This is a genomic window from Aromatoleum anaerobium (assembly GCF_012910705.2).
Classification (GTDB): domain Bacteria; phylum Pseudomonadota; class Gammaproteobacteria; order Burkholderiales; family Rhodocyclaceae; genus Aromatoleum; species Aromatoleum anaerobium.
In genome coordinates this window covers 17,721-43,126 of sequence record NZ_WTVG02000040.1, presented here as the reverse complement: position 1 = coordinate 43,126, position 25,406 = coordinate 17,721, and the positions used below count along the sequence as shown (strand labels likewise).

The window sequence follows — 25,406 nt, the reverse complement described above, 5'->3', positions numbered from 1 at the left end:
CCGGATCATCCGCGGGCCACCGCGCCGGTCCGGACTTCTGGCGACGGCCTTCCGGGTCACTCCCCCGCGGCCTTCCGGCCGCTCCATCAATTCAGCGAGGAAAACATCATGAACAAGTCGAGCCTGCCCACCGGCCTCAAGGACGCCCTCGGCGCCCTGCTCGAGGATCACCGCAAGGTCAACAAGCTCTTCGGCGACTTCGAGAAGGCGAAGACGAGCGACGAGAAGGCCGAGATCGCACGTACCGTCTGTAACGAGCTGACGATCCACGCGACCCTCGAGGAAGAACTGTTCTACCCGGCCGTGCGGGAAATCGACCCCGGGAAGTTCGGTGATCTGCTCGACGAGGCAAAAGTCGAGCATGCCACCGCCAAGGACCTGATCGCGCAGATCGAGTCGATAGGCCCCGACGACGAACTGTTCGATGCCAGGGTCACGGTGCTCGGCGAGTACGTCAGGCACCACGTGAAAGAGGAAGAAGAGCAACTTTTTCCGAAGCTCGTCGAGGAGAAGTGCGACCTGCGCCCGGTTGCGGAGAAAATGGAGGCGCGCCGTCCGGCGCTGTCGAAGGCGGCGTAGCCGGGGCCCGTGACGGGACGGGGGGTTTGGGCTTGCCGCGATTGCCGCCTTGACGCGGCTGGGGGCTCCTTCTACAATTCGCGCTCTTCGCCGACAGGGCGGTTAGCTCAGCGGTAGAGCACTGCCTTCACACGGCAGGGGTCACTGGTTCGATCCCAGTACCGCCCACCAGTTTCTGGCGAAGACACCGCAGCCCCCGGGGCGGTTAGCTCAGCGGTAGAGCACTGCCTTCACACGGCAGGGGTCACTGGTTCGATCCCAGTACCGCCCACCAGACACGACCCTGAAGCTGCCCGGCTTCGGGGTTTTTGTTTTTGTGCTTCGCCCCCCGTATCCCCATCCTGACCGGGGGACATCAGGGCGAAAGCGTAGAATCCAGAACTTTCGACCCGGCTCCGCGCCCCTATCCCCATGGCTTCCAACGTTCGCACCCGTTTCGCCCCGAGCCCGACCGGCTACCTCCACATCGGCGGGGCGCGTACCGCCCTGTTCTCGTGGGCATTCGCCCGCCGGCATGGCGGAACCTTCATCCTGCGTATCGAGGACACCGACGTCGCGCGCTCGACGCCCGCGGCGGTGCAGGCGATCCTCGATGGCATGAGCTGGCTCGGGCTCGACGCCGACGAAGGGCCGTTCTACCAGATGCAGCGCATGGACCGCTACAAGGCGGTGATCAGCGAGATGCTCGCCGCCGGCACCGCCTACCACTGCTACGCATCCACGGAGGAACTCGACCGCATGCGCGAGGAGCAGCGCGCGCGCGGCGAAAAGCCGCGTTATGACGGGCGCTGGCGGCCCGAGCCGGGCAAGGTGCTGCCCGCGCCGCCCGCCGGCGTCGAGCCGGTCGTGCGTTTTCGCAACCCCGTCGAGGGCGTCGTCGCGTGGGACGACCTCGTGAAAGGGCGCATCGAGATTGCGAATGCCGAACTCGACGACCTCGTGATCGCGCGCGCCGACGGCACGCCGACCTACAATTTCTGCGTCGTCGTCGATGACCGCGACATGGGCATCACGCACGTGATCCGCGGCGACGACCATGTGAACAACACGCCGCGCCAGATCAACATCCTGCGCGCGCTCGGCGCCGAAGTGCCGCTGTACGCGCACCTGTCGATGATCCTCGGCGACGACGGCACGAAGCTGTCGAAGCGTCACGGTGCAGTCAGCGTGATGCAGTATCACGACGACGGCTACCTGCCCGAGGCGGTCATCAACTACCTCGCGCGTCTCGGCTGGAGCCATGGCGACGACGAGATCTTCACGCGCGAACAGTTCGTCGATTGGTTCGATCTCGACCATATCACGCCCTCGGCGGCGCAGTTCAACACCGAGAAGCTCAACTGGCTCAACGCGCACTACATCAAGCACAGCGACGACGCCAGGCTCGCGGCCGACGTCGCCAGCCGGCTCGCGCGGCGCAGCGTCGACCCGGAAGCCGGGCCGCAGCTCGAATCGGTCGTCGCGCTGTACAAGGAGCGGGTCGCGAACCTGAACGAGCTCGCGGATGCGGCCGAACTTTATTGCGTCGAGGTCCACCCGTCCGACGAATTGCTCGCGCAGCATCTGACCGACGCGGCCAGGGCGGCGCTCGCGAGCCTGAAAGCGCGTCTTGCCGACGTGGCGTGGGAAAAACCGGCGTTGAACCAGGCGATCAAGGACACCATGGCCGAGCACGGCCTGAAAATGCCGCAAGTCGCGATTCCGCTGCGCGTTGCCGCGCTGGGCGTCGCACAGACGCCGGCGATCGACGCCGTGCTCGAAGTCCTCGGGCGTGAGCGGGTGCTGAAGCGAATCGGTCGCTACATCTGACCGGAGCGGCTTACTGCTGGATCCCCCTGCTCCAACTCCGGAGCAGGGCGTCCCTCGCGGCCGGTTACCAACGCCGGCAGGCACCGGGGCGAAACAAAAAAATCCCCGCGCCGCCTGAGCGGTTTCGCGGGGAGGGGTTCATTTCGCACCCAACCCGGGAGTTCCCGGGGACTTGCGGAGGATTTCTTTCTGCTTTCCGGCTGCCGGTCAGGCGACCTTGCGCGTTTGCTTCGTCGTCGCGGTCACCATCGGCTGCAGGGCGTTGCTGGCGGCAGCGAGGTTCGACTCGGTGACGTCGCGGGTCGTCTTGATCATGTTCTCGCAGGTGGCGCTGGCATTGCTCATCGCTTTCTTCATCGCGGCGACGAGATCGGCTGCACCGCTCGGGCCCGCCTTGGCGACGCTGTCGAGCAGTTCATGCACCGACTCCGACACTTCGTTCAGGCGCTGCGTATTGAGCTCTGCGACCTCGCTCTGGGTCTTGGCGCAGAGCTCGTTGAAGCTGCGGAAGTATTCCGCGGCCTGTTCGAACATCTTGCCTTGCGTACCCATGCGCGCCGCGATCTGGTCGCGCATGTCATTGCTGGCGGTCAGCGGCGCGGCATTCGCGGTCGCGGTGCTGCACAGCGTGCGGGCGGCCTCGATGTTGAGCGCGACGAGCCGCTCGGACGCATTCAGGACGATGTCGGCGAACGACTGGAAAGCCTGGAGGTTGCCGTTCGCTGCCTGCGTCAGTTTCTGTACGGAAGGAAGAGTATTCATATTTTAATTCCTGAAAACATATGCGTTCCGATCTCGCCGAAGCGAGCTCCGTTGCCCGGTGTCAAAAGCTTCGGGAGGCTGGTTCCCTTCTTTCACCACCTGGTCCCGCCACTATAGCCTACTGAATCCAGATGCATAAGACGACGATCACTACGGGCAGGAGGAATGCTACTTGCTAACCCACTTTGGGGATATACGGAGATCGGCGTGTTTGGCGTCCCTGAAAACCGGTAGTCTGCGCAAAACCATCTCCAGTCAGCCCGAGTCAGCCCGAAACGGTCGTTATCCCGCTGCGAATCGCGTACTTCGTCAGTTCGGCGACGCTGTGCAGATCGAGCTTGCGCATGATGTTGCGGCGGTGCACTTCGACGGTTGAGGGCGCCAGGTGCAGCCGGTCGGCGATGCGGGTGGACGTGTAGCCTTCGGCGATCAGCTGCAGCACCTGGCGCTCGCGCGCGGTGATGCGGGGCGCCGAGATGTCCTTCGGCGCGTTGTCGAGCAGGGCGCTGGTGACCGTCGCGGCGACATCCGGGCAGAGGTAGGTCTTCGACTGCTGCACGGTGTGGATCGCGCGCAACAGCTCGTCGCCGGCCTCGGCCTTGGTCACGTAGCCGGTCGCGCCGGCGTTGAGCAGGTCGAGGACAAACTGGCGGTCGGAGAATGCCGAGAGCCCGATCACGCGCACGTGCGGGCGGATCGCCAGCAGGCGCCGCGTCGCCTCGATGCCGTTCATCCCCGGCATGCCGATATCGACGCAGGCGATGTCGACCGGCTGGTGGCTGACGAGGTCGATCAGTTCGTCGCCGTTGCTCGCTTCGCCGACGATGCGGATTCCCGGTTCCTTCTCGAGCATCGCGCGCAGCGCGTGGCGAAACATCTGGTGGTCGTCGGCCAGTACGATGCGGATCGTCATAGGAGCCCCGGTCCTGCCTGGAGCAGACGATCGCTCGCGCGGCGCGAAGGATGCTGGCGTGTTTTCCACAGGGTGTTCAGTGCATGAAGGTCGAATGTCACGGTGATTTCCGTCCCGGATACAGGGTTTGATGTGATGGTGAAGCGGCCGCCTGCGAACTCTGCCCGTTCCTTCATCGTGATGAGACCGAGCCCGGGCCTGGAGCCGCTTTCGCCCAGCAGACAGGAATCGAAGCCGACCCCGTCGTCGGAAATCTTCATGATGAGGGCGTCGTCGGTTTCCGCCAGCTGGAGGTGGATCGTTCCCGCATCGGCATGCTTGGCGCAGTTCGTGAGCGCTTCCTGGGCGATGCGGAACAGTAGCGACTGAACGTTCGGCAGAAGCTGGGTCTTGAGGGGCGCCAGGTCGAGGCGTATGGAGGTGCCGGTCCTGCGCGCGAATTGTTGCGCGTAATCCTGCAGCGCCGGGATCAGGCCGGCGTAGTCGAGCGTCGCCGGGCGAAGGTTCGTGCAGATCTCCCGAATGCCGGCGGCGGTGTCGATCAGGAGGGCCTGGGCGTCGCCGAGCATCGGTTCCAGTTCGGCCAACACCGACGCCGGCAGCGCGCACGCGAGGTTCGACAGCGTCAGCTGCAGCGCGGCGAGGTTCGGGCTCGCGCGGTCGTGGAGTTCACCGGCCAGTTTGCGCCGTTCGTTTTCCTGCACGTCGACCATGTGACGCGACAGTTCGGCGAGGCGCGCTTCATGTGCGGCGCGCTCGATCTCGAGCTGCTTGCGCGCCGAGTTGTCCGACAGCATCGTGCGGGTCGCAACGAAGTGGCCGTCGGCATCGAGGATCGCCGTCGAGTCGACCTGCACCGGCAGCCTCGATCCGTCGCTGCGGATCAGTTCGAGCTCCAGGCTCTGCAAGAGGCCGGTCTGCTTCAGGCGCAGGAACTGATCCAGAAAGACCGGCTGGCTGTCGGGACTCAGGATGTCGGTCACCCTCATCCTGCCGACGACCTCCTCGCGCGCGTAGCCGAGCCAGTTCAGCGCGGTGTCGTTGATGCGGATGATGACGCCGTCGGCGTCGATCGACTGGTAGCCGCACGGCGCGTTCTGATAGAGATCCTCGATTTCGAGCGTCTTGCGGCGAAGCTGCTGTTCGGTGAGCATGCGCTCGGTGATGTCCTGGACGGTTCCGAACAGCTTGTACACCCACCTGTCGGCGTCCTTCAGCGGGACGATCTGGGTTGTGTGGTGACGCACCGCGCCGGACGGAAGGATGATCGTCTGTTCGAGTTCGCAGCGCTCGCCGGTCTCCATCGCGTGGCGGAAGCGGGCGCGGGTTTGTTCACGCGTATCCGGCTCATAGTAGGCGAGGGCCTCGTCGAGGTCCGGCGCGCCCATCTCCAGCGGGCGTTCGAAGAGATGGAAGAGCTCGGGTGACCACGTCATCGCGCCGGTTTCGCGCTCGAGTTCCCAGTCGCCGATCCGGCCTACCGCCTGTGCTTCCTGCAGGCGTGCCTCGCTTGCCCGCAACGCGGCCTCGGTGTGGCAGCGCAGCGCCTCGCGGTCGAAATGGTCGAGCGCGAAGGAAACGTTGTCCGCCATCTCTTCGAGCAGCGCGACCGCCTCGTCGTCGAAACGATGCGCCTTGCCGCCGTAGACGTTTAGCGTGCCGAACAGCGCGCCGTTGCGCTGCAGGGGCAGGGAAACGAGGCACGCCAGACCGTGAGCGGCTGCGGCGGCATGCCACGCAGCGAGGTCGGGATCTGCCGCGATGTCCGGCACGATCGACGCCACCAGGTCGCGGCCCGTCGGGTCAGCGGGGGCATAGCGCTCCATGCTGCCGGGACTCGCCCCTGTCCTGATGCCGTCCACGTAGGAAGCAGCGGGGCCTGCGGCCTCGACCGGGACGATGTAACCGCTCAGCGGGTCGTGAAGCCCGATCCACGCGAGCTTGAAACCGCAGTGGCGGATGCAGGCGTCGCACACCGCGCGATACACGTCCTCGGGCTTCGAGCTGCGCATCACCGCCTTGTTGGTGTCCGAGATTGCGCCGTAAAGCTGGGAAAGGCGAAGCGACCGGGCGCTGGAAAGCTGTTTCCCGATGGCGTCGAACCGGCCCATCAACGCGATCGACGGCTGGAGGCCGAAATGTTCCGCGATGCGTTCGAGATCGAGCTCGACGCTGTGTCCGATGTGCGACTGGCCGGAAAGGACCCCGACCAGGTGGCTCGCCTTGCCCGCCGCGGCTTCCCTGACCGCGCGCTTGATGTTCAGCGTGCCGATCCCCCACCTTTCCCAGCCCGGAGCCGACCATAGAGGCTTCCCGACGATTTCGTCCGCCGGGATGTCGAAGAACGCAACGAGGCTCCGGTTTGCCCGCAACAGCGTGCCGTCGCAGCTCAGCAGGCCCAGCATCTGGTCGGTGCTGTCGACGAGGGCGGCGTCCACATTCGCGGGAGCGATCCGCGCCGCCCGATTATTCCCGGTCATCAAGTACCCACTTTTCGAACTGTTGCGCTGCGTCGGTTACAGGAGAGCCGGCTCGTCTTCCACCAGTCATCCTGCACTCCCGCCGCACTCGGCTGCACGGGCGCGTTCACGCTTCATGCTTCCGGTGCGGGCAAACGAAATAAACGCTGATTTCAGGGAAGCCCGCAGCGCGGGCATCCGGAATCCGGTTGTCTCCTCCACCCGGATCGGTCCGACCCGCAGGTCGGTCATCATGCGGCTCGATAATTCCATCGCGCGTACCTTCATCTGGACATCATGATTCCGGGGCGTCACGCCGCCTGTGCCGGCAGCTCGGGAAATCGGCCTGCTGTTTTTTCGAGTAGTTTCAAGTCGGCCCGATCTTACGCATGGGGGGAGGGGGCGCAAATACCGTAAAGCGTGTAGCTGTGGCGGCAACATGTGTACTCATGATAGATGCAAATTATCCCTCCGGGGTTATGCCGCGTACCGGTCGCAGCAGGTAACGGGCGGGGTCGAGGGCGTCGACGAGCTCGCGCTCGAGCGGCAGCGGTTCGCCTGCGATGCGGCTGGCGAGCAGCTCGGCGGCAAGGCTCGCCCACACCAGGCCGCGCGCGCCGAAGCCGGCGACCGCATACAGCCCGGGGTGGCGGGGAATCTGCGCCAGCGGCGTGGCACGGTCGGCGCGCAGGACGGCGGGAACTTCACCCACCATCGGCAGGCGGTCGGGGGACGCAGGGCGGAAACCGACGCGCCCCGCGAGACCCGCGGTGTCGACCGCCGCGGCGTAGCCGGGAAGGATGAATTCGAGCTTCGCGAGATTTTCGCGCTGGTCCGCGTCGCGCAGCGCCGGCTCGTCGTCATCGACCGAGAACGTCGCCCCGGCGCTGCGCACGCCGTCGAGCGCCGGGCTGACGTAGCCGAGCCGGCATACCACGACGTTCGGCGAGCTGCCGGCCGCGGCGGTGAGATGCGTCACCTGGCCGCGCGCGCTGCGCACCGGGAGCGCCGCCGCCTGCGGCACGGCGCGGATGCCGACGCCGTTCGCGAGCACGGCGACCGGGGCGCTGGCGATCGCCTTGCCGTCGGTGTCGAACGCGGTCCAGCCATCGACGCTCGCTTCGAGCCGCTGCATCGCGCGTCCGAAGTGACAGCGGATGAGGTCGGGACGGGTCATCAGGTTCGCCGCGCAAAGGCTCGGTGGACAAACCCACGCTCCCTGCGGAAACCACCACCCACCAACCGGCAGCGGCCAGTCGGCGAGCGCGGAGGCTTCGTCGCGTTCGACGAAACGCAGGTAGTCGGGCGGCGGACGATGAGCTTCGATGACGCGGCGCTGCTTGCCTTCGTGGACCGGGTCGCGCGCGAGATGCAGCACCCCGCACGCGTCCCAGCGCACCGGCAGTCCGGCTTTGGTCAGCTGGCGCAGGTGATGCAGGCCATACAGTGCGCCGGCCCGCGTGATGCGCGCCAGCCGGTTGTCGTCGAGGCTCGGCAGCGGGCGCAGCACGCCGGTCAGGTTGCCGGACGCACCCTCGCCGGGGCCGCCCGCCGCGTCGATGACGTCGACGCGCCAGCCGCGCGCCGCGAGCCGCTCCGCAGTGCTGCTGCCGGCGAGCCCGGCACCGATCACCAGCGCATGCCCCGCGGCTGCGGCCGCTGGCGCGGGCCGTGTGCCGACGCCGCGATGGCGCGCCCGGCACATCTTGCGCTTGCCGCCGAAGCCGGGCGCTTTTTCGCAGTCGAAGCCGGCCGCGGCGAGTCCCCGGCGCACGTCGCCGCACACCGACCAGGTCGCGAGCGTCGCATCGGGTGCCGCCAGTCGACCGAGTTCCCCGAGCAGCGCCGCGGACCAGAGTTCCGGGTTGCAGGCTGGCGAGAAGCCGTCGAGAAAGAACGCGTCGGCGCTGCATTCGAGCTGGGGCAGCAGTTCGCGTGCATCGCCGAGCAGCAGCGTCAGCACGACGCGGCCGCCATCCAGATGCAGGCGGTGCACGCCGGATGTCAGCGTCGGCCAGTTGTCCGCCAGCTCGGCGGCCAGCGGGGCGAGCTCGGGCCAGCGCGCGCGCAAGGTCGCGAGGTCTTCCCGCGCGAAGGGATGGCGTTCGACCGAGACGAAATGCAGGCGCTCGCAGCGCTGCCGATCGGCTCGCCACGCCCCCCAGGTCGCAAGAAAGTTCAGCCCGAAACCGAAACCGGTTTCGAGGATCGTGAAGCGCTCGCGCCCCTGCCAGCGCTCGGGCAGGCCATTGCCGGCGATGAAGACGAAGCGCGCCTGTTCGAGTCCGCTGCCGCGCGCGTGATAGACGTCGCCGAAGGCTGCGGAGCAGGGTGTGCCGTCGTCGGTGAAAGCCAGGCGGGCGGGGTCGATGGGCACGGTGGGCATAGCCTCGGAAACGACAAGGCGCCTTGCGGCGCCCGGATTGCGGTGTGACGGAGCGGCCGGGATCACTCCGAGCGCATCTGCGGGAACAGGATCACGTCGCGGATGCTCGGGCTGTCGGTCAGGAGCATCACCAGGCGGTCGATGCCGATGCCGCAGCCGCCGGTCGGGGGCAGGCCGTATTCGAGCGCGCGGATGTAGTCGGCGTCGTAGAACATCGCCTCTTCGTCGCCGGCCTCCTTCGCCTTGACCTGCTCGAGGAAGCGCGCCGCCTGGTCTTCCGGGTCGTTCAGCTCGGAGAAGCCGTTGGCGATCTCGCGGCCGACGATGAAGAGCTCGAAACGTTCGGTGATCTCCGGGTTCGCGTCGTTGCGGCGCGCGAGCGGCGACACCTCGGCGGGGTAGTCGATGATGAACGTCGGTTCCCACAGCTCGGCTTCGGTGGTCTCCTCGAACAGCATCAGCTGCAGCGTGCCGAGGCCCGCGCCGTCGCGCAGCTTGGCCTTGAGGTCGGTCAGCTTGGCGCGTAGCCAGGCTTCGTCGTTGAGCTGCGCGATCGAGAAGCCCGGGTGGTACTGGTGGATCGCCTCGACGATCGTCAGCCGCGCGAACGGCTTCGACAGGTCGAGCTCGCGTCCCTGGTAGACGAACACTTCGGTGCCGAGCGCCTCGCGCGCGGCCTGGCGCAGCAGGCCTTCGGTGAAGTTCATCAGGCTCTTGTAGTTCGCGTAGGCCTCGTAGAACTCCATCATCGTGAATTCGGGATTGTGGCGCGGGGAGAGGCCTTCGTTGCGGAAGTTGCGGTTCACCTCGAAGACTTTCTCGAAGCCGCCGACGACGAGGCGCTTGAGGTACAGCTCCGGCGCGATGCGCAGGAAGAGTTCCATGTCGAGCGCGTTGTGGTGCGTCGTGAAGGGCTTCGCCGCGGCGCCGCCCGGGATCGGATGCATCATCGGCGTCTCGACTTCGAGGAAGCCGTGGCTGATCATGTAGTTGCGGATCGACTGCACCATGCGGCTGCGCGCGACGAACGTGAAGCGCGTCTGCTCGTTCATGATCAGGTCGACGTGGCGCTGGCGATATTTCTGTTCGACGTCGGTCAGGCCGTGGAATTTGTCCGGGAGCGGGCGCAGGCTCTTCGTCAGCAGGCGGATCTCGGTGCACTTCACCGACAGCTCGCCGGTGCGCGTCTTGAACAGCGTGCCGACGGCGCCGACGATGTCACCGCTGTCCCAGTGCTTGAAGTCGGCGTAGACGTCCTCGCCGACCGCGTCGCGCGTGACGTACAGCTGGATCTGTCCGGAGAGATCCTGGATCGTGATGAAGCTCGCCTTGCCCATCACGCGCTTGAGCATGATGCGCCCGGCCACTTTCACTTCGACCGGCGTCGCGTCGAGCTCGTGCGACTCCTTTTCTCCGTAGATTTCATCGAGCTTGCCGGCGATGTTCTCGCGCGAGAAATCGTTCGGGAAGGCTCGGCCGTCGGCACGCCACGCGGCCAGCTTTTCGCGCCGCTCGGAAATGATGTGATTCTCGTCCTGCGAGGCGGCGGAATTGTTGTTCTGGTCGCTCATGAATCGGCAAGGGGCATAAAAGCGGTGATTGTGGCACGTGGACGGAGCGCGGGCAAATTGGCGCCGGCCGCGAAGCGTGTCGAGCGTGCCGCATGGGCGCGGGCCGGCGGGCGCACGGCGAAATATTTGCTGCAACGTGCAACCGGGGCTCAAGTCGCGGGGCATGATGCCGTAAGGGCAATCGGGCCATGCAAACGGGAACTCCCATGTTTTCGCAATTATACGAATGGGTTGAAAAGACGTTCTGGAACTCGCTGACGAAGAAGCTGTGCAGTTTTCTCCTGCTTTTCTTCATCGACCTGTTCTACCTCGCCGTCTACCTCCATCAGCAGAACCAGATCCGCGGGTTGCTGGCGACGGGCGAGGTGGCGCAGGCGGCCGCGCAGAAGATCATGGCGTCGCTCGACGGCGGGCTGTACCTGATGTTCGCGCTGACGGCGATCGCGCTGTGCGTCAACATCGGCCAGATCCTGTACATGCGCCACCTCATCGTGCGGCCGGTGCGGGTCATCACGCGGATCCTCAACGAGATCGCGCAGGGCGAAGGCGACTTCTCGCGCAACCTGCCGCTGGCGACGCACGACGAACTGCGCCAGCTCGCGATGAGCTACAACCGGTTTGCGGCGAAGATGCGCCACATCATCAGCGAAGTCCGCACCCGGAGCGTGAGCATCGCGCGCGACGCCGTCAGGGTCAGGGCCCACGTCGAGAGTTCGGCGCAGGATGCGCAGACGCAGGGGACGATGACCGAAGTGGTGTTCGCCGCGAGCACCGAGTCGACCGCGGCGATCGAGAGCGTATCGGCGAGCGCACAGAACATTTCGGCGTCGACGACGAAGAACCTCGAGATCGCGCGCGCTTCGCTGCACGAGATGCAGGACATCGCGGGGAAGATCAACGCGGTCAGCGAGAAGGTGCTGCACTTCAACCACACCGTCGACGACCTGTCGGAGCGCTCCGAGAGCGTCAAGCAGATCGCTTCGCTGATCCGCGCGATCGCCGACCAGACGAACCTCCTCGCGCTGAACGCGGCGATCGAGGCCGCGCGTGCCGGGGAAGCCGGGCGCGGCTTCGCAGTCGTCGCCGACGAGGTGAGAAAGCTCGCCGAACGGGTGAACCGGGCCGCCGAGGAGATCACCGACAACATCGACGGGATGATCGGCCGCGTCATGACCACCCGCGCGGAAAACGTCGTCATCAACGCCGATGTGCTGCAGGCGCGCGAGGTCGTCGGGAAGTCCGCCGAGCATTTTGAGTTCATGGTCGGCGAATTCGAGACCACCGGCGAACAGCTGCTGCAGATCGCCACGGCGATGGAGGAGCTGTCGGCGACGAACGGGCAGGTGCATGAAAACGTCACGACGATCCACGACGTGTCGGGCACGGTCGCGGCGAACATGGCGGAATCCGAACAGTGCACGGTCGAGCTTTCGCGGGCCACCGAAGCGGTGCAGGAGCTCGTGTCGCGGTTCCGCATCGGCCAGGGGGCGTTCGACCACGCGATGGACCAGGCGCGGATCTTCCGCGACCGCATCCAGGCTCAACTCGACGAAATGGCGCGTGCGGGCATCGATATCTTCGACCGCCGCTATCAGCCGGTGGCGAACACCCGGCCGCAGAAGTTCAAGGTGTCCTGGGGCGACGAGTACGGTCGCCGCTGCCAGCAGCTGCTCGAAGACTGCCTCGCGGCGATCCCGGGCTGCGCCGCCGCGGTGGCGGTGAACACCGACAGCTACCTGGCTGCCCACAACCTCAAGTACTCGCGCCCGCTGACCGGCAATCCGGACATCGACCTCGGCGGCAACCGCACGTGCCGGAAGTTCGACCGGCCGGCCGAGTTGCGTTCCGCGCGGAACACCGAGGCGGTGCTGCTGCAGACCTTCCTGCGCGATACCGGCGACATCCTGTGCGACATCGCGATGCCGATCATGATCGCCGGGCGGCACTGGGGCAACGTGCGCGTCGGCGTGCCGGTGGAGTTGCTGCTCGCGGCTTGATCCTTCGCCGCCGGCCCGGGCGGGAACAGCGGCCGTGATTCTGCTAGCGGCCCTGATTCTGCTCGGGAAGGACGATGTTGACTTCCAGGACTTCGTAGTTGTCCTGCTTGTCGAGATGCACCTTGATGTCGTCCGAATTGACCGAGACGTACTTCGAGATGACCTCGATCAGCTCCCGCTGCAGCGCCGGCAGGAAGTCCGCTTTTGGCACGCCCTCGCTGCGCTCGTGGGCGATCAGCAGCGACAGGCGGTTCTTCGCGATCTCCGCGGTCTTCTTCTTCTCGCCGAAGAGGCGGGCAAGGAAGGACATCTCACCTGCCTCCGAAGAGGCGCTTGATCAGCCCCGGCTTTTCGTAATTGACGAAGCGCAGTTGGCGTTCGTCGCCGAGGAAGCGGGCGACGACGTCGGAATAGGCCTCGGCGACGTCGGTGCCTTTCAGGTGAATCGCCGGCAGGCCCTGGTTGGACGCCTGCAGCACCGATTCCGATTCCGGGATGACGCCGATCAGCGGCACCCGCAGCAGCTCCTGGACATCCTTGTACGACAGCATTTCACCCTCTTCGACGCGCTTGGGCGAATAGCGCGTGACGAGCAGGTGCTCCTTGATCGGCTCGTCGCTTTCGGCGGCGCGGCGCGACTTCGACTGCAGGATGCCGAGGATGCGGTCCGAGTCGCGCACCGACGAGACTTCCGGGTTCGTCGTGATGATCGCCTCGTCGGCGAAGGTCAATGCCAGCACGGCGCCGCGCTCGATGCCGGCGGGCGAATCGCAGACGACGTAGTCGAAGCCCATGTGCTCGAGTTCCTTCAGCACTTTCTCGACACCTTCCTCGGTCAGCGCGTCCTTGTCGCGCGTCTGCGAGGCCGGCAGCACGAACAGATTGTCGCAGTGCTTGTCCTTGATCAGCGCCTGGTTGAGCTTCGCCTCGCCGTTGATGACGTTGATGAGGTCATACACGACGCGGCGCTCGCAGCCCATGATCAGGTCGAGGTTGCGCAGGCCGACGTCGAAGTCGATTACCGCGGTCTTGAAGCCGCGCAGTGCGAGCCCGGAAGAAAATGCCGCGCTGGTGGTGGTCTTGCCCACGCCACCTTTGCCTGATGTCACGACGACGACTCGAGTCACGGTATACCCTTTTCTAGAGATGGAGCCGCGCTCAATCGAGCTGCAGCGGTTCGATGCCAAGCTTGTAGTCGGATCCGCTCGCGACCAGCCGGACAAGCGCGGCGCGCCCGGCGACCGCTTCCGGAATGCCTTGTTCGAAAGTGCGGAAAATGCCGGCGATCGAGACGATCTCCGGGCCGAAGTTGGTCGACACGATACGTGCCGAAGCGTCGCCCTGCGCGCCGGCGATCGCGCGCCCGCGCAGCGGGCCGTAGCAGTGGATGCTGCCGTCGGCGATGACTTCGGCGCCGTTGCTCATCCCGGCGAACAGCACCAGGTCGCCGCCGCGCGCATAGACCTGCTGGCCCGAGCGCAGCGGGCGGTCGACGAACAAGGTCGCCGCCCGGGGCTCCGGGGCGGGAGGCGGCGGGGCAGTCTGCGGCGCCGGGGCGGGTGCCGGGGCCGGGGCAGGGCGAAGCGCCGCAGACTGCCCGTTCTGGCGGTCGCGCAGCTCGGCGCCGTCGAGGATCGCCAGCCCTGCCTGGCGCGCTGCCGCGGCAAGCTCGGGCGGAAGATTGCGCACGCCGACCGGCTGCAGCTGGTAGCGGCGCAGCAGGCTCATCAGCCCGGTCCAGTCGATACGCGCGGGCAGTTCGGCGAGATCGGCAAAGTCGAGCACGGTCGCATCGCCGCTGAAGAAATCCGGCATCCCGCCGAGCATCATGTGCAGCGCATCCGCGAGGCGGGCCGGTTCGGCTTCGCGCAGCACCGCGATGGTCGCGCCGAGGCTGGCGTTGCGGAACTCGATCGGGCGGATGGCAGGGGAGGACGCGGGCATGGGCGAGATAGGTCGCTGAAAGGCTGGGAGTCTACTGAGCGGCAGGGATTCGGGCAAGGCTGGCGGGATATGCCGCTCGTGCCTCGTGCAAAGCCTTCGCGCGGGCGGCGCAGGGCCGCTCCGGCCGTCTGCGGGAACGCCTCGTCAGTGCAGTGTCGACGGCGGCGTGCCCGGTTCGGGATGCGATGCGAAAAGGGCATCGATCTCGGCGAGCTCGAAGCGGTAGTCGTGGTTGGACAGGTCGTCGCGCACGACCAGCTCGCCATGTTCCTCGATGATCCGCCTGACTTCCGCTTCGCCGAGGCTGCGCAGCATGCCGATGACCTTGTCGCGGTCGGCGGGCCAGTCGTGCGTCACCGGGCGGGCGTCGAACAGGCGGACGTTCTCTTCGGCGAACAGCCGCCCGAGCAGGGTTTCCGGCGCGAGCGTCAGCAGCTCGTCGGGCTGCACGGTCTGGGCCAGCAGGTGGGCGCGCGTCCAGCCGTCCTCGTCGCGCGCGTCAGCGCCGGGCAGCTTCTGCAGGAACAAGGCGGCGGCTGCATCCTCGTTGCATGCGAGCCAGATGCCGGCGGGCTGCTGCTCGGACTGCATCAGGTAGTGTTCGAAGGTCGCCGCGATGCTGTCGCCCTCGAGCGGCACGAGGCTGCGGTAAGGCTGGTCGAGCGCGGGGATGTCGAGCGTGAGCTGCAGGATGCCGTCGCCGATCAGATCCTTCAGGCCGCCGTCCGCGGGGATGTCGCCGTCGATTGCGGCGAACGCGCGCAGGTTCAGCGTCTCGGTGCAGTCGACGACCAGCAGCCTGAGCGCCTGCTCGCCCTGGATCTGGAACGTCAGCCGGCCGGCCTGCTTCAGGTTCGCGGTGATCAGCGCGGACACGGCGCTCATTTCCCCGAGCAGGCGCGCCACTTCGGCGGGGTAGTCGCGCCCTTCCTGCAGCGCTTTCCAGACGTCGTCGAGACGCACCACCGCGCCGCGGATGTCGAGGTCGTCGAGCAGGAAACCGCGGACGTAGCTCGGATTGGGAGTCATGCAGGGATTCCTGTTATTGCGCATTCTCATTCTACTTGCGCAGCGCGCGAGCGAGCGCGTCGGCCATCGCGCCGCCGGCAGTGCCGCGCCCGTCGTTGCGTCCTTCGCTGCGTCCTTCGTTGCGACCGTGGCCGCGCACACTGTTCCGTTCCGGGCGCGACCCGCCGTCGTGCCTGCCGCGCGCGCCCGTGTCGCTGGCGGTGACGCCCGCGGCGGCCGGCGGCTCGTCGCTCATGCGCATCGTCAGCGCGATGCGCTTGCGCGGCAGGTCGACCTCCAGCACCTTCACTCTCACGACCTGTCCGGCCTTGACGACGCTGTGCGGGTCCTTGACGAAGCGGTCGGCGAGCGCCGAGATATGCACGAGTCCGTCCTGGTGCACGCCGATGTCGACGAACGCGCCGAAGTTCGTGACGTTCGTCACCGTGCCTTCGAGCATCATCCCGGGGGCGAGATCCTTCAGCGTCTCGACCCCTTCGCGGAAGGTCGCGGTGCGGAATTCGGGGCGCGGGTCGCGGCCGGGTTTTTCCAACTCGGCGAGGATGTCCTGGACCGTCGGCAGGCCGAAGCGCTCGTCGGTGAATTCGGCCGGACGAAGCGCCTTGACGAACGCCGGATTGCCCATCAGCTCGCGCACGCTCTTCGCCACGCGCGCGAGGATGCGCTCGACGACCGGGTATGCCTCGGGGTGCACCGCGGAGGCATCGAGCGGATTGTCGCCGCTCGGGATGCGCAGGAAGCCGGCCGCCAGCTCGAAAGTCTTCGGCCCCAGGCGCGGCACGCCCTTGAGCGCGTCGCGGCTGCGGAACGGGCCGTTCGCGTTGCGATGTTCGACAATGTTGCCGGCCAGCGTCGCGTTGAGCCCCGAAATGCGCGAGAGCAGCGCCGGCGACGCGGTATTCACATCGACGCCGACGGCGTTGACGCAATCCTCGACGACCGCGTCGAGGCTCTTCGCCAGCCGCGACTGGTTGACGTCGTGCTGGTACTGGCCGACGCCGATCGACTTCGGGTCGATCTTGACCAGCTCGGCGAGCGGATCCTGCAGGCGCCGCGCGATCGACACCGCGCCGCGCAGCGACACGTCGAGATCCGGGAACTCGCGCGCCGCGAGTTCCGACGCCGAATACACCGACGCGCCCGCTTCGGACACCGTGACGCGCGTCAGCCGCAGTTGTGGGGCCGCCTCCATCAGGTCGGCGACGAGCTTGTCGGTGTCGCGCGATGCGGTGCCGTTGCCGATCGCGACGAGCTCGACGGCGTGCTTCTTCGCCAGCGCGGCGAGCGTCGCGAGCGAACCGTCGCGATCGCGGCGCGGCTCGAACGGGTAGATCGTCGCGGTGTCGACGAGCTTGCCGGTGGCGTCGATGACGGCGACCTTGACACCGGTGCGGATGCCCGGATCGAGACCCATCGTCGTGCGCGCGCCGGCCGGTGCGGCGAGCAGCAGGTCTTTCAGATTGCGCGCGAAGACGCGGATCGCCTCTTCCTCGGCGCGCTCGCGCAGCGCATTCATCAGCTCGAGTTCGAGGTGCAGCGAAATCTTCACGTTCCACGCCCAGCGCACCGTCTCGCGCAGCCACTTGTCGGCCGCACGGCCCTGGTCGCGCACGCCGAAGCGGGCGGCGATGCGTCCTTCGCACGGGTGTGGCGCGTCCGGGTCCGGCTGGTCGACGGTCAACGCGAGGCGCAGCACCCCTTCGTTGCGTCCGCGCAAGAGCGCCAGCGCGCGGTGCGAGGGCAGCGCGGCGATCGGCTCGCGGAAGTCGAACCAGTCGCGGAACTTCGCGCCGTCGTTCTCCTTTCCTTCGACGACGCCCGAGCTCACCTGGCCGTGTTCCTGCAGCCAGGTGCGCAGCGTGCCGAGCAGCTCGGCGTCTTCGGCGAAGCGCTCGATGAGGATCTGGCGCGCGCCGTCGAGCACGCTCTTGGTGTCGGCGAAGCCCGCGTCGGCGTTCAAATAACCCTGCGCTTCGCTTTCCGGCGTCAGCGTCGGGTCGCCGAGCAGCGCGAGCGCCAGCGGCTCGATGCCGGCCTCGCGCGCGATCTGCGCTTTCGTGCGGCGCTTCTGCTTGTACGGCAGGTACAGGTCCTCGAGGCGCTGCTTGGTCTCGGCGCTCGCGATCTGCACGTGCAGCGCGTCGGTCAGCTTGCCCTGCTCGGCGATCGACGCCAGCACGGTGGCGCGGCGATCTTCGAGCTCGCGCAGGTAGCCGAGGCGTTCGTCGAGCATGCGCAGCTGCGTGTCGTCGAGCCCGCCGGTGACTTCCTTGCGGTAGCGGGCGATGAAAGGCACGGTCGCGCCTTCGTCGAGCAGGGCGATCGCGGCGATGACCTGGCGGGGCTGGGCGGCGAGTTCGGTGGCGATGCGGTGTTCGATGGGCGGGAGCATGAGGGAATAATGGCCGAGAAGGCGGCAAGCGGCCGCCGGGCAAAGGATGCGATGGTGCAACAACCGGCCGCACCGCCGCAAGCGCCGGCGCGCCGCGTCAGCGCCGAACGGCGGAGCGTCGTGCCGCGGTCACAGCGCGATCAGGGTTTGCCGTCCGTACCACTGCTCGCCGGCGTCGAGCTCGATCCTGCGGCGCGCGGCCGCGGCTTCGACGCACAGCATGTGCCGGAAGCCGTTGGCCGGCATGTCGGGCAGTTGCGCGCAGCGCTGTTCCCACGGGTTCCACACCACGACGTCCGGAAAGCCTTCGACATTGATGCCGAGGCTGCGCCAGCCATCGCGCAGCAGCAACGGGCGCTGCACGTCGTGATAGACGCGGTCGGTCTCGGCTTCGACGACGAGCGCCTCGCCGCTGTCGCGCTTGATCCGGTCGTTGTCCGCGGCGTCGCGGTATTCGTGGCCGTGCAGGCCCTCGAGGCGCGCGTTCTCGACTTCGCGCACGCGCAAGTAGGTGTGCAGCGCGGCGGTGAACGCAAACGACGCGTGGCCGGTGTTCTCGACTTCGAACTCGACGCCGAGGCGTTCGTTTTCGATGATCACCGTCACCTCGGCGGAGAAGCGCTGCGGCCACGCCGCGTAGCTCGCATCGTCTTCGCTCGTCGTCAGCGTCACCAGCGCGAAGTCGTCGCCGCTGCGCTGCTCGCCAAGGCTCCAAGGCCGGGTGCGCACGAGGCCGTTCTTCGGCAGCTTGCCGAGCGTGGCGAACTGCGGAAAGCATACCGGGATGCCGCCGCGAATCGCCGTGCTGCCGTCGTGCCGTGCCTGCGGACTGAGGTACAGCCACTCGCTGCCGCCGGCCGGTGTCCAGGACAGCACCTGGGCGCCGAACAGCGAGACGACCGCCTGCGCGCCGCCCGGCGTGCGCAGGACGAGCGCGGGTTGATCGTGGAAGGTGCGTGTTTCGATGGATGCGGTCATGAGCGGGTAAGGTGGGATCGGTCCTGGGGGGAGAGGGAGAGTCTCGGGGGGTCAGTCCTGCAGCGGGAGCACGCCGATCTTGACGGTGCTGTCTTCCGGATCGTTCGACAGCGTGAAGCCGAGCCCCTGCACGAACTTCAGCATCCGCTCGTTGTTCGCGAGGAATACGCCGTTCATGTACATGATGCCCTTGTTGCGCGCCGTCTCGATGAGGATCCCCATCAGCTTGCGCGCGAGGCCGTGGCGCTGCCAGGCGTCGGCGACGACAATGGCGAATTCGCAGGATTCGCCGTCCGGATTCACCGCATAGCGGCACACGCCGATCTCGACTTCCTTGCCGCCTTCCTGGATCGTCGCGAGGAACGCCATCTCGCGGTCGTAGTCGATCTGCGTCAGCCGCGCGACCATCGCCGGCGGCAGCTCGCGCATCGTGTTCATGAAGCGGTAGTACTTCGTCTCGGCCGACAGCGTGCGCACGAACTCGACTTCGAGCTCCGCGTCTTCCGGCTTGATCGGCCGGATCGTGACCTCGACGCCGTCGACACTCGTCCACTTCGTGATGAGCTGCGACGGATACGGATGGATCGCCATGTGCGCGTAGCGGTCGACCGACGGCGAGACGTTCTCGACCGTCACGCGCGCGTCGACGGCGACGGCGCCGTTCTCGTCGACGATCAGCGGATTGATCTCGAGCTCGGTGATCCACGGCAGTTCGCACACCATCTCGGAGACGCGCAGCAGCACGAACTCCAGCGACTCCATATTCACCGGCGGCATGTTGCGGAATTCGCCGAGCAGCACCGACACGCGCGACGACTTGATCAGGTCGCGCACGAGGTAGTGGTTCAGCGGCGGCAGCGCGATTTCCATGTCGCGGTTCGCGACCACGCGGTTGCCGCCTTCGCCGAAAGTGATCACCGGGCCGAACACCGCGTCGCGCCTGACGCCGACGACGAGTTCCCGGCCGTTGCGCTTGAGGATCATCGGCTCGATCGCGACGCCGTTGATCGTCGCCGCGGGCTTGTTCTTGCGCACTTCCTCGAGGATTTCCTGGTACGCGGTGCGCACCGCCGCGAGGCTGCCGAGATTGAGCCGCACGCCGCCGGAGTCAGCCTTGTGGATGATCGACGGCGAGTCGATCTTCATCACCACCGGCAGGCCGATTTCCTCGGCGAGCACCATCGCCTCGGTCGCCGAGCGCGCGACCACGGTCTGCGCGATCGGGATGCGGAACGCGGCGAGCAGCGCCTTCGATTCCATCGAGTTGAGCACCTTGCGGCGCTCGGCCAGCGCGGTCTCGATGACCAGCCGCGCGCTCTCGACGCTCGGCGGATTGAGGTGCGACAGCGACGCCGGCGTCTGCATCAGCAGCTTCTGGTTGCGGTAGTACGCCGACAGGTGGCTGAACAGCTCGACCGCCGGCTCCGGGGTGCGGAAAGTCGGGATGCCGGCGGCTTCGAAAACCTTGCGCCCGGGGCCGACCAGCTGCTCGCCCATCCAGCACGTCACGACCGGCTTGTCGGCGGTCTTCTCGAGCTCGACGACCGCCTCGGCGACCGCCGTCGGATCGGTGTTGGCCTGCGGCGTCAGCATCACCAGCACGCCGTCGACGTTCGGCCCTTCGAGCACCGCCTGAACGGCCTTGCGATAACGCTCGACGTCCGCGTCGCCGAGGATGTCCACCGGGTTGCCGTGCGACCATCCGGCCGGCAGCGCGGCGTTGAGCTTTTCCATCGTGCCGTCCGAGAACTCGGAAAGCGGGATATCCAGGTCGGCCGCGCGGTCGGCCGCCATCACGCCCGGCCCGCCGCCGTTGGTGACGATCGCCAGGCGGTTGCCGCGCGGGCGGAAGTGCGAGAACAGCGCGTTCGCCGCGGCGAACAGCTGCCCCATGTTGTACAGCCGGATGACGCCGGCTCGCCGCAGTGCAGCATCGAAGACCGCATCGTTGCCGCTCATCGAGCCCGAGTGCGAGCGGATCGCGCGCGACACGTCCGGGTGGCGCCCCACCTTGATCAGCAGCACCGGCTTGACGCGCGCCGCGCCGCGCAGCGCGCTCATGAAGCGGCGCGCGTCGCGGATGCCTTCGACATACATGATGATGCTCTCGGTGCGCGGGTCCGAGATCATGTATTCGAGCACTTCGCCGAAGTCGATGTCGCTCGACGAGCCGAGCGAGACGACCGCCGAGAAGCCGATGTTGTTCGGTTCCGCCCAGTCCAGGATCGACGTGCACAGCGCCCCGGACTGTGAGATCAGGCCGATCGTGCCCTTGATCGCGCTGACATGCGCGAACGTCGCGTTCAGGCCCAGCACCGGACGCATGATGCCGAGGCAGTTCGGGCCGAGCAGGCGAATGCGGTAGCGGCGCGCGGCCTCGACGACGTGGCGTTCGAGCAGCGCGCCGCGCGCGCCGGTCTCGGAGAATCCGGTCGACATGATGATGACCGCCTTCACGCCGGCGCGACCGCAGCTCTCGACGATCGATAGCACCTGGTCGGCGCGCACTGCGATGACCACGAGGTCGAGGCGGTGCGGCACGTCCTCGACCGATTTGTAGCAGGGCACGCCGAGCACGGATTCGTGCTTGGGGTTGACGGCGAACAGCCGGCCGCGGAAACCCGCGTTCTGCATGTTGCGGATCACCACGTTGCCCAGGGATGCTTCACGCTGGCTCGCGCCGATCACGCCGACCGATTTGGGTTCGAGCAGGGGACTGAGGTAGTGCTTCTCTTTCATTTTTATCGCCTGGATGCAGGGTCCGTAACCGCTGGCCGTGGGTGACGAGGCCTTGGAAACCTTCGTTGGCCACGCTTCGATGAGTACCGGAATTGCAGTCGTTACAGTCTGGTCGAATCTGAGCCGAGTGCAAGCTTACTGCAGTGCACCATGAGCCATTGTGCCATAAGTGGCAAGGCATTCCGATCGGGACTTGCCGCAACCCGGGGCGGCGCATCCGATGGCGGGGGCATTCATCGGCCGAGCGTGAAATAGAAGCTTGCGCCCTCGCCGGGCTTCGATTTCGCCCAGATCTGCCCGCCGTGGCGCTCGATGATGCGGTAGGTCGTCGCGAGGCCTATCCCGGAGCCGGGAAAATCGGTGCTGCGGTGCAGGCGATGAAAGGCGCGGAACAGGTTGCTGGCGAAGGTCATGTCGAAGCCGACGCCGTCGTCCGTGATGCAGAACACGCGCTGGCCCAGATCGCGCTTCGCCGTCAGCGAGATGTGCGCGACCGCGTTGCGTGAAGAAAACTTCCACGCGTTGCCGAGCAGGTTCTGGAGCGCGAGCTGCATCAGTCCGCGGTCGGCCGTCACCAGCAGGTCCCTCGTTATCTCCACCTCGACGCGCCGGTCCGGCTCGTTCCGGCGCAGCTCGTCGATGATCTGGATCGCGAGTTCCGACAGATCGAATGTTTCCCTCTGCAGCGAGTGGCGCGCCAGCTGCGCGAGCTTGATCAGGTCGTCGATGAGGTGCGACATGCGCATGCCGGCCTTGCGGATGCGCCCGATATGCTCCCGTGCGTCCGGCTCGAGGCCGTCGCCGAGTTCTTCCTCGAGGATGCGGGCGAACCCGTCGATCGCGCGCAGCGGTGCGCGCAGGTCGTGGGACACCGAATACGAAAACGCCTCGAGCTCGCGGTTCGACGCTTCCAGCTCGGCGGTGCGGGCGCGGACCCGGGCCTCGAGTTCCCGGTTGATATTGCGCAGCGTCATCTCGGCGATCTTGCGCGCCGAGATATCGAACAGCGTTCCCGCCAAGCCGCGCGGCGCCGTGCCGTCTTCGTTGCCGCGGTCCACGCGATGCGCGGTCGCCTCGACCCAGCGTATCTCGCCGTTTTGCGTCAGCAGCCGCAATTGGGCGCTCCACGCCGGGATCTCCTGCCGGAAAACCAGCGATATCTGGTGCCAAGCCGCGGTGCGATCGTCGGGGTGGAAGTGATCCACCAGCGCGGTGTCGAGGCTCTCCTTCAGCGTGTAGCCGGTGATCGTTTCCCAGCCCCGGTTCAGGAATGTCAGCCGGCCGCTTTCATCGGTGCGGAAGATGATCTCGTTGACCGACTCGATCAGCTCGCGATAGCGCACCTGGTTCTCGCGCAGCGACTGGTCGGACTCGACCCGGTGCGTGATGTCCCGCCCGATGCCGTGGTAGCCGGCGAAGCTTCCGTCGTGGTAGAGCGGGCGCCCGACCAGTTCGAGATAGCGGCGCCTCCCGGTATTGTCGTGGCGGCACAGCGTCAGGTTCAGCGGTGCCTGCTGCGCAAGGCTCGCCTGGCATGCGTCCCTGTGCGCGAGGGCCTCCCCGGAGTCGAGTTCCCAAGGCGTGCGGCCGAGGAATTCGAGCGGGTCGATCCGCGAGTGCTCCTGCAGGCCCGCGGTGATGTGAACATAGCGGTGCTGCGCATCGGTCTTCCATTGCCAGTCCGACGACAGGTCGAGCAGTTCGACGAGTTCGGCGGAATCGAAGCCGGCGACGCGGGACGCCTCGCGGGCCGCCGGCCGGCGCCGGAAAACATGCCAGGCGAACAGCGCGACGAGAACCAGGAGCAGGCCTGCGAGCGGCGCGACCAGCGGCAACGCGGAGGCGAACAGTGGCGGGTGGGCCAGCAGTGGGGAGGAAGTCATCAGCGCCGCCGCGAGTGCCGCCCCGGCAAGTCGATGCGCCCACGCCTGAAAAGACTCATGAGACGTTTTCACAGCGTTTTCGTCGGAGTGAGTCGGGGTCGGAACCACGGGTGGCCCGCGCTTTTCAGGGGATCTTACCTGCCGGGGCGGGGACTCGGCGTGCCATTGCTCTGAATTGTTACGCATAAGCCGGACGGGCGGCCGAGTCGACTGCCCGAAACGGGTTGTGAACGCGCTACCGGCGTCGTCGCCGAAGAGGCCTCGTCATGCCTCGGGGGGCCGGCTAGAATCCATGCCGCCCGCACCGGAAAACGACACAAAGGAAACCGATGACAACCTTCCCTGATTCAGCCGTTGCCGATCCTTCGGCGTGGGTCGCGCGCTTTGCGCCACTGATCCCCGTCGGCGGCCGCGTGCTCGATTTCGCGTGCGGCCATGGCCGGCATGCGCGCTGGCTGGCCCGCCATGGATGGGAAGTCGAGGCGGTGGACCGGGACGTGGCGGCGCTGGCGACGTTCGCCGGCGAGCCGCGCGTCAGCGTCACCCAGGCGGACCTCGAAGGCGGAGACTGGCCTTACGGGACGGCGTGCTTCGACGCGATCGTCGTGACCAATTATCTCTACCGGCCGCGTCTCGGACTGCTGCTCGACTGCCTCGCCGCGGACGGCGTGCTGATTTACGAAACCTTCATGCTCGGCAACGAGCGCTTCGGCAGGCCCGCCAACCCCGAATTTCTGCTGCGCCCCGGCGAACTGCTCGAACGCCTCGCCGGCGATTACACGATCGTCGCCTTCGAGCAGGGCGAAGTCGCCCGGCCGCGGCCGGCGGTCGTGCAGCGCGTGTGCGCCGTCAAGGGGCAGGGCCTCACGGTGTTGCCGGATCGGCCACCCGAGTAAGCGCTTCGGGCTGCGCCGCGGCGGCAGCGAGTATGCGCCGTGCCAGCGCCTCGATCCCGGCCGGCGACAGGTCGTCGCTCGTGAAGATCGGCGCGCTCGGAAAGCGGGTGAAATTCCTGTTCTGCGAGCGGTGGTAGAGCGGATCGTAGTGCAGCTCGATGAACTCGGCGAAAAGCGTCGGCAGGTCGTGCGCCGCGGCAAGGGTCTTCCAGCGTTCCAGCGTCTCGTTGCTCTGCAGGCCCTTGAGGAAGTCGATTTTCTTCTGCAGGTCGGCGATGTCGTCGCCGAGGTACGCGTAGTCGCGCACGAGGAACTCGAGGCGCGCTTCGCGGCTGGCTTCGATCGCGACGCAAGGGCTCGCGCGCATCTGCCGGATCAGCGCCTCGGGCACCTGGATGCGGCCGATCTTGCGGCTTTCGGCCTCGACGAACACCGGCCGCGCCGGGTCGAGCGCGTGCAGGGTGCGGAACAGTTCGGTTTCGAACGATTTCTGCGTCGGCTGCGGACGGTCCGGCAGCGCGCCGAGCACGGAGCCCTTGTGCGCGGCGAGATGCTCGAGATCGAGCACCTGCGCGCCGAGCTTTGCCAGCGCGTCGAGGACGCGCGTCTTGGCGCTGCCCGTGGCCCCGCACACGACGCGCAGGTCGAAGCGCGCCGGGAGTTCTTCGAGTTCCGCGACCACCATCCGGCGCCACGTCTTGTAGCCGCCTTCGAGCTGGCACGCATCCCAGCCGATCAGCCGCAGCCAGGTGACGAACGCGCCGCTGCGCTGGCCGCCGCGCCAGCAATACACCAGCGGCCGCCAGTTCTTCGGTTTATCGTGGAAGCGGGTTTTCAGGTGATGCGCGATGTTCTCGGCGACCATCGCCGCGCCGATGCGCCGCGCCTCGAACGCGGACTGTTGCTTGTAGATCGTGCCGACGACGACACGCTGGGCGTTGTCGAGCACCGGGCAGCTGATCGCGCCGGGAATGCGGTCTTCGTCGAATTCGGCCGGGCTGCGGGCGTCGATGACCTCGTCAAAGGCGGACAGCTGTGCTACGGTCGCGATGCCTTTTTTCATGCGTTG

General features: G+C 66.9%; 19 protein-coding genes and 2 tRNA genes. 6 read left to right on the top strand and 15 right to left on the bottom strand.

Annotation, left to right across the window (positions count from 1 at the left end; all coding sequences use genetic code 11):
- Positions 1–108: 108 nt before the first annotated feature.
- The 4 genes from GO606_RS15760 to gltX all read left to right on the top strand — a co-directional run bounded on the left by GO606_RS15760 (position 109) and on the right by gltX (position 2,388).
- Positions 109–579: a hemerythrin domain-containing protein gene (locus tag GO606_RS15760; protein WP_169118669.1), complete on the top strand. Its 471-nt coding sequence runs from the start codon at positions 109–111 to the stop codon at positions 577–579.
- 96 nt (positions 580–675) lie between these two features.
- Positions 676–750: transfer RNA gene (locus GO606_RS15755), tRNA-Val, on the top strand.
- A gap of 28 nt (positions 751–778) precedes the next feature.
- A tRNA-Val gene (locus GO606_RS15750) sits at positions 779–853 on the top strand.
- Between the two features lie 137 nt (positions 854–990).
- A complete protein-coding gene (gene gltX / locus GO606_RS15745; protein WP_169118668.1) occupies positions 991–2,388 on the top strand; it encodes a glutamate--tRNA ligase in 1,398 nt (465 codons plus the stop codon).
- 207 nt (positions 2,389–2,595) lie between these two features.
- Here gltX and GO606_RS15740 read toward each other — a convergent pair whose 3' ends face one another.
- The 6 genes from GO606_RS15740 to lysS all read right to left on the bottom strand — a co-directional run bounded on the left by GO606_RS15740 (position 2,596) and on the right by lysS (position 10,479).
- Entirely contained in the window at positions 2,596–3,150 is a 555-nt protein-coding gene (locus GO606_RS15740; RefSeq protein ID WP_169118667.1) for a phasin family protein, read from the bottom strand.
- 265 nt (positions 3,151–3,415) lie between these two features.
- Positions 3,416–4,063, bottom strand: a complete 648-nt coding sequence (locus tag GO606_RS15735; protein WP_169118666.1) for a response regulator — start codon at positions 4,061–4,063, stop codon at positions 3,416–3,418.
- Positions 4,060–6,543: a PAS domain-containing protein gene (locus tag GO606_RS15730; protein WP_169118665.1), complete on the bottom strand. Its 2,484-nt coding sequence runs from the start codon at positions 6,541–6,543 to the stop codon at positions 4,060–4,062. Before GO606_RS15730 ends, GO606_RS15735 begins: the two co-directional genes overlap by 4 nt.
- A gap of 66 nt (positions 6,544–6,609) precedes the next feature.
- Positions 6,610–6,810 (bottom strand): hypothetical protein, encoded by a 201-nt coding sequence (locus GO606_RS15725; protein WP_169118664.1) that lies wholly within the window; start codon positions 6,808–6,810, stop codon positions 6,610–6,612.
- 175 nt (positions 6,811–6,985) lie between these two features.
- Entirely contained in the window at positions 6,986–8,899 is a 1,914-nt protein-coding gene (gene mnmC / locus GO606_RS15720) for a bifunctional tRNA (5-methylaminomethyl-2-thiouridine)(34)-methyltransferase MnmC2/FAD-dependent 5-carboxymethylaminomethyl-2-thiouridine(34) oxidoreductase MnmC1 (RefSeq protein ID WP_169118695.1), read from the bottom strand.
- Positions 8,900–8,970: 71 nt separating this feature from the next.
- Complete coding sequence (lysS, locus tag GO606_RS15715; protein ID WP_169118663.1) at positions 8,971–10,479, bottom strand: lysine--tRNA ligase; 1,509 nt, start codon at positions 10,477–10,479, stop codon at positions 8,971–8,973.
- 206 nt (positions 10,480–10,685) lie between these two features.
- Here lysS and GO606_RS15710 point away from each other — a divergent pair, with 206 nt between their 5' ends.
- Entirely contained in the window at positions 10,686–12,476 is a 1,791-nt protein-coding gene (locus tag GO606_RS15710; RefSeq protein WP_169118662.1) for a methyl-accepting chemotaxis protein, read from the top strand.
- Positions 12,477–12,519: 43 nt separating this feature from the next.
- Here the strand turns inward: GO606_RS15710 and minE are convergent, their stop codons facing one another.
- The 8 genes from minE to GO606_RS15670 form a co-directional block, all read right to left on the bottom strand.
- Positions 12,520–12,786: a cell division topological specificity factor MinE gene (gene minE / locus GO606_RS15705; protein WP_169118661.1), complete on the bottom strand. Its 267-nt coding sequence runs from the start codon at positions 12,784–12,786 to the stop codon at positions 12,520–12,522.
- Position 12,787: 1 nt separating this feature from the next.
- Positions 12,788–13,603: a septum site-determining protein MinD gene (minD, locus tag GO606_RS15700; RefSeq protein ID WP_169118660.1), complete on the bottom strand. Its 816-nt coding sequence runs from the start codon at positions 13,601–13,603 to the stop codon at positions 12,788–12,790.
- A gap of 31 nt (positions 13,604–13,634) precedes the next feature.
- Positions 13,635–14,420 (bottom strand): septum site-determining protein MinC, encoded by a 786-nt coding sequence (gene minC, locus GO606_RS15695; RefSeq protein ID WP_246979651.1) that lies wholly within the window; start codon positions 14,418–14,420, stop codon positions 13,635–13,637.
- A 144-nt stretch (positions 14,421–14,564) separates the two neighbouring features.
- A complete protein-coding gene (gene hslO, locus GO606_RS15690) occupies positions 14,565–15,449 on the bottom strand; it encodes an Hsp33 family molecular chaperone HslO (protein WP_169119219.1) in 885 nt (294 codons plus the stop codon).
- 31 nt (positions 15,450–15,480) lie between these two features.
- A complete protein-coding gene (locus tag GO606_RS15685) occupies positions 15,481–17,841 on the bottom strand; it encodes a Tex family protein (protein ID WP_169119220.1) in 2,361 nt (786 codons plus the stop codon).
- Positions 17,842–17,970: 129 nt separating this feature from the next.
- On the bottom strand, positions 17,971–18,819 hold the full coding sequence (locus tag GO606_RS15680; protein WP_169119221.1) for a D-hexose-6-phosphate mutarotase: 849 nt from the start codon (positions 18,817–18,819) through the stop codon (positions 17,971–17,973).
- 51 nt (positions 18,820–18,870) lie between these two features.
- Positions 18,871–21,558, bottom strand: coding sequence for a bifunctional acetate--CoA ligase family protein/GNAT family N-acetyltransferase (locus tag GO606_RS15675; RefSeq protein ID WP_169119222.1), 2,688 nt, complete (start codon positions 21,556–21,558; stop codon positions 18,871–18,873).
- 233 nt (positions 21,559–21,791) lie between these two features.
- The gene (locus GO606_RS15670; protein WP_246979649.1) at positions 21,792–23,441 is read right to left on the bottom strand and encodes a sensor histidine kinase; all 1,650 of its coding nucleotides are present in this window, start codon (positions 23,439–23,441) and stop codon (positions 21,792–21,794) included.
- 329 nt (positions 23,442–23,770) lie between these two features.
- Between GO606_RS15670 and GO606_RS15665 the strand changes: the two genes are divergently transcribed.
- Positions 23,771–24,337, top strand: coding sequence for a class I SAM-dependent methyltransferase (locus tag GO606_RS15665; protein ID WP_169119224.1), 567 nt, complete (start codon positions 23,771–23,773; stop codon positions 24,335–24,337).
- On the opposite strand, the gene mnmH is transcribed toward GO606_RS15665, so the two are convergent.
- On the bottom strand, positions 24,306–25,400 hold the full coding sequence (gene mnmH / locus GO606_RS15660) for a tRNA 2-selenouridine(34) synthase MnmH (RefSeq protein WP_011239667.1): 1,095 nt from the start codon (positions 25,398–25,400) through the stop codon (positions 24,306–24,308). The two genes, GO606_RS15665 and mnmH, sit on opposite strands and share 32 nt — an antisense overlap.
- Positions 25,401–25,406: the final 6 nt, after the last annotated feature.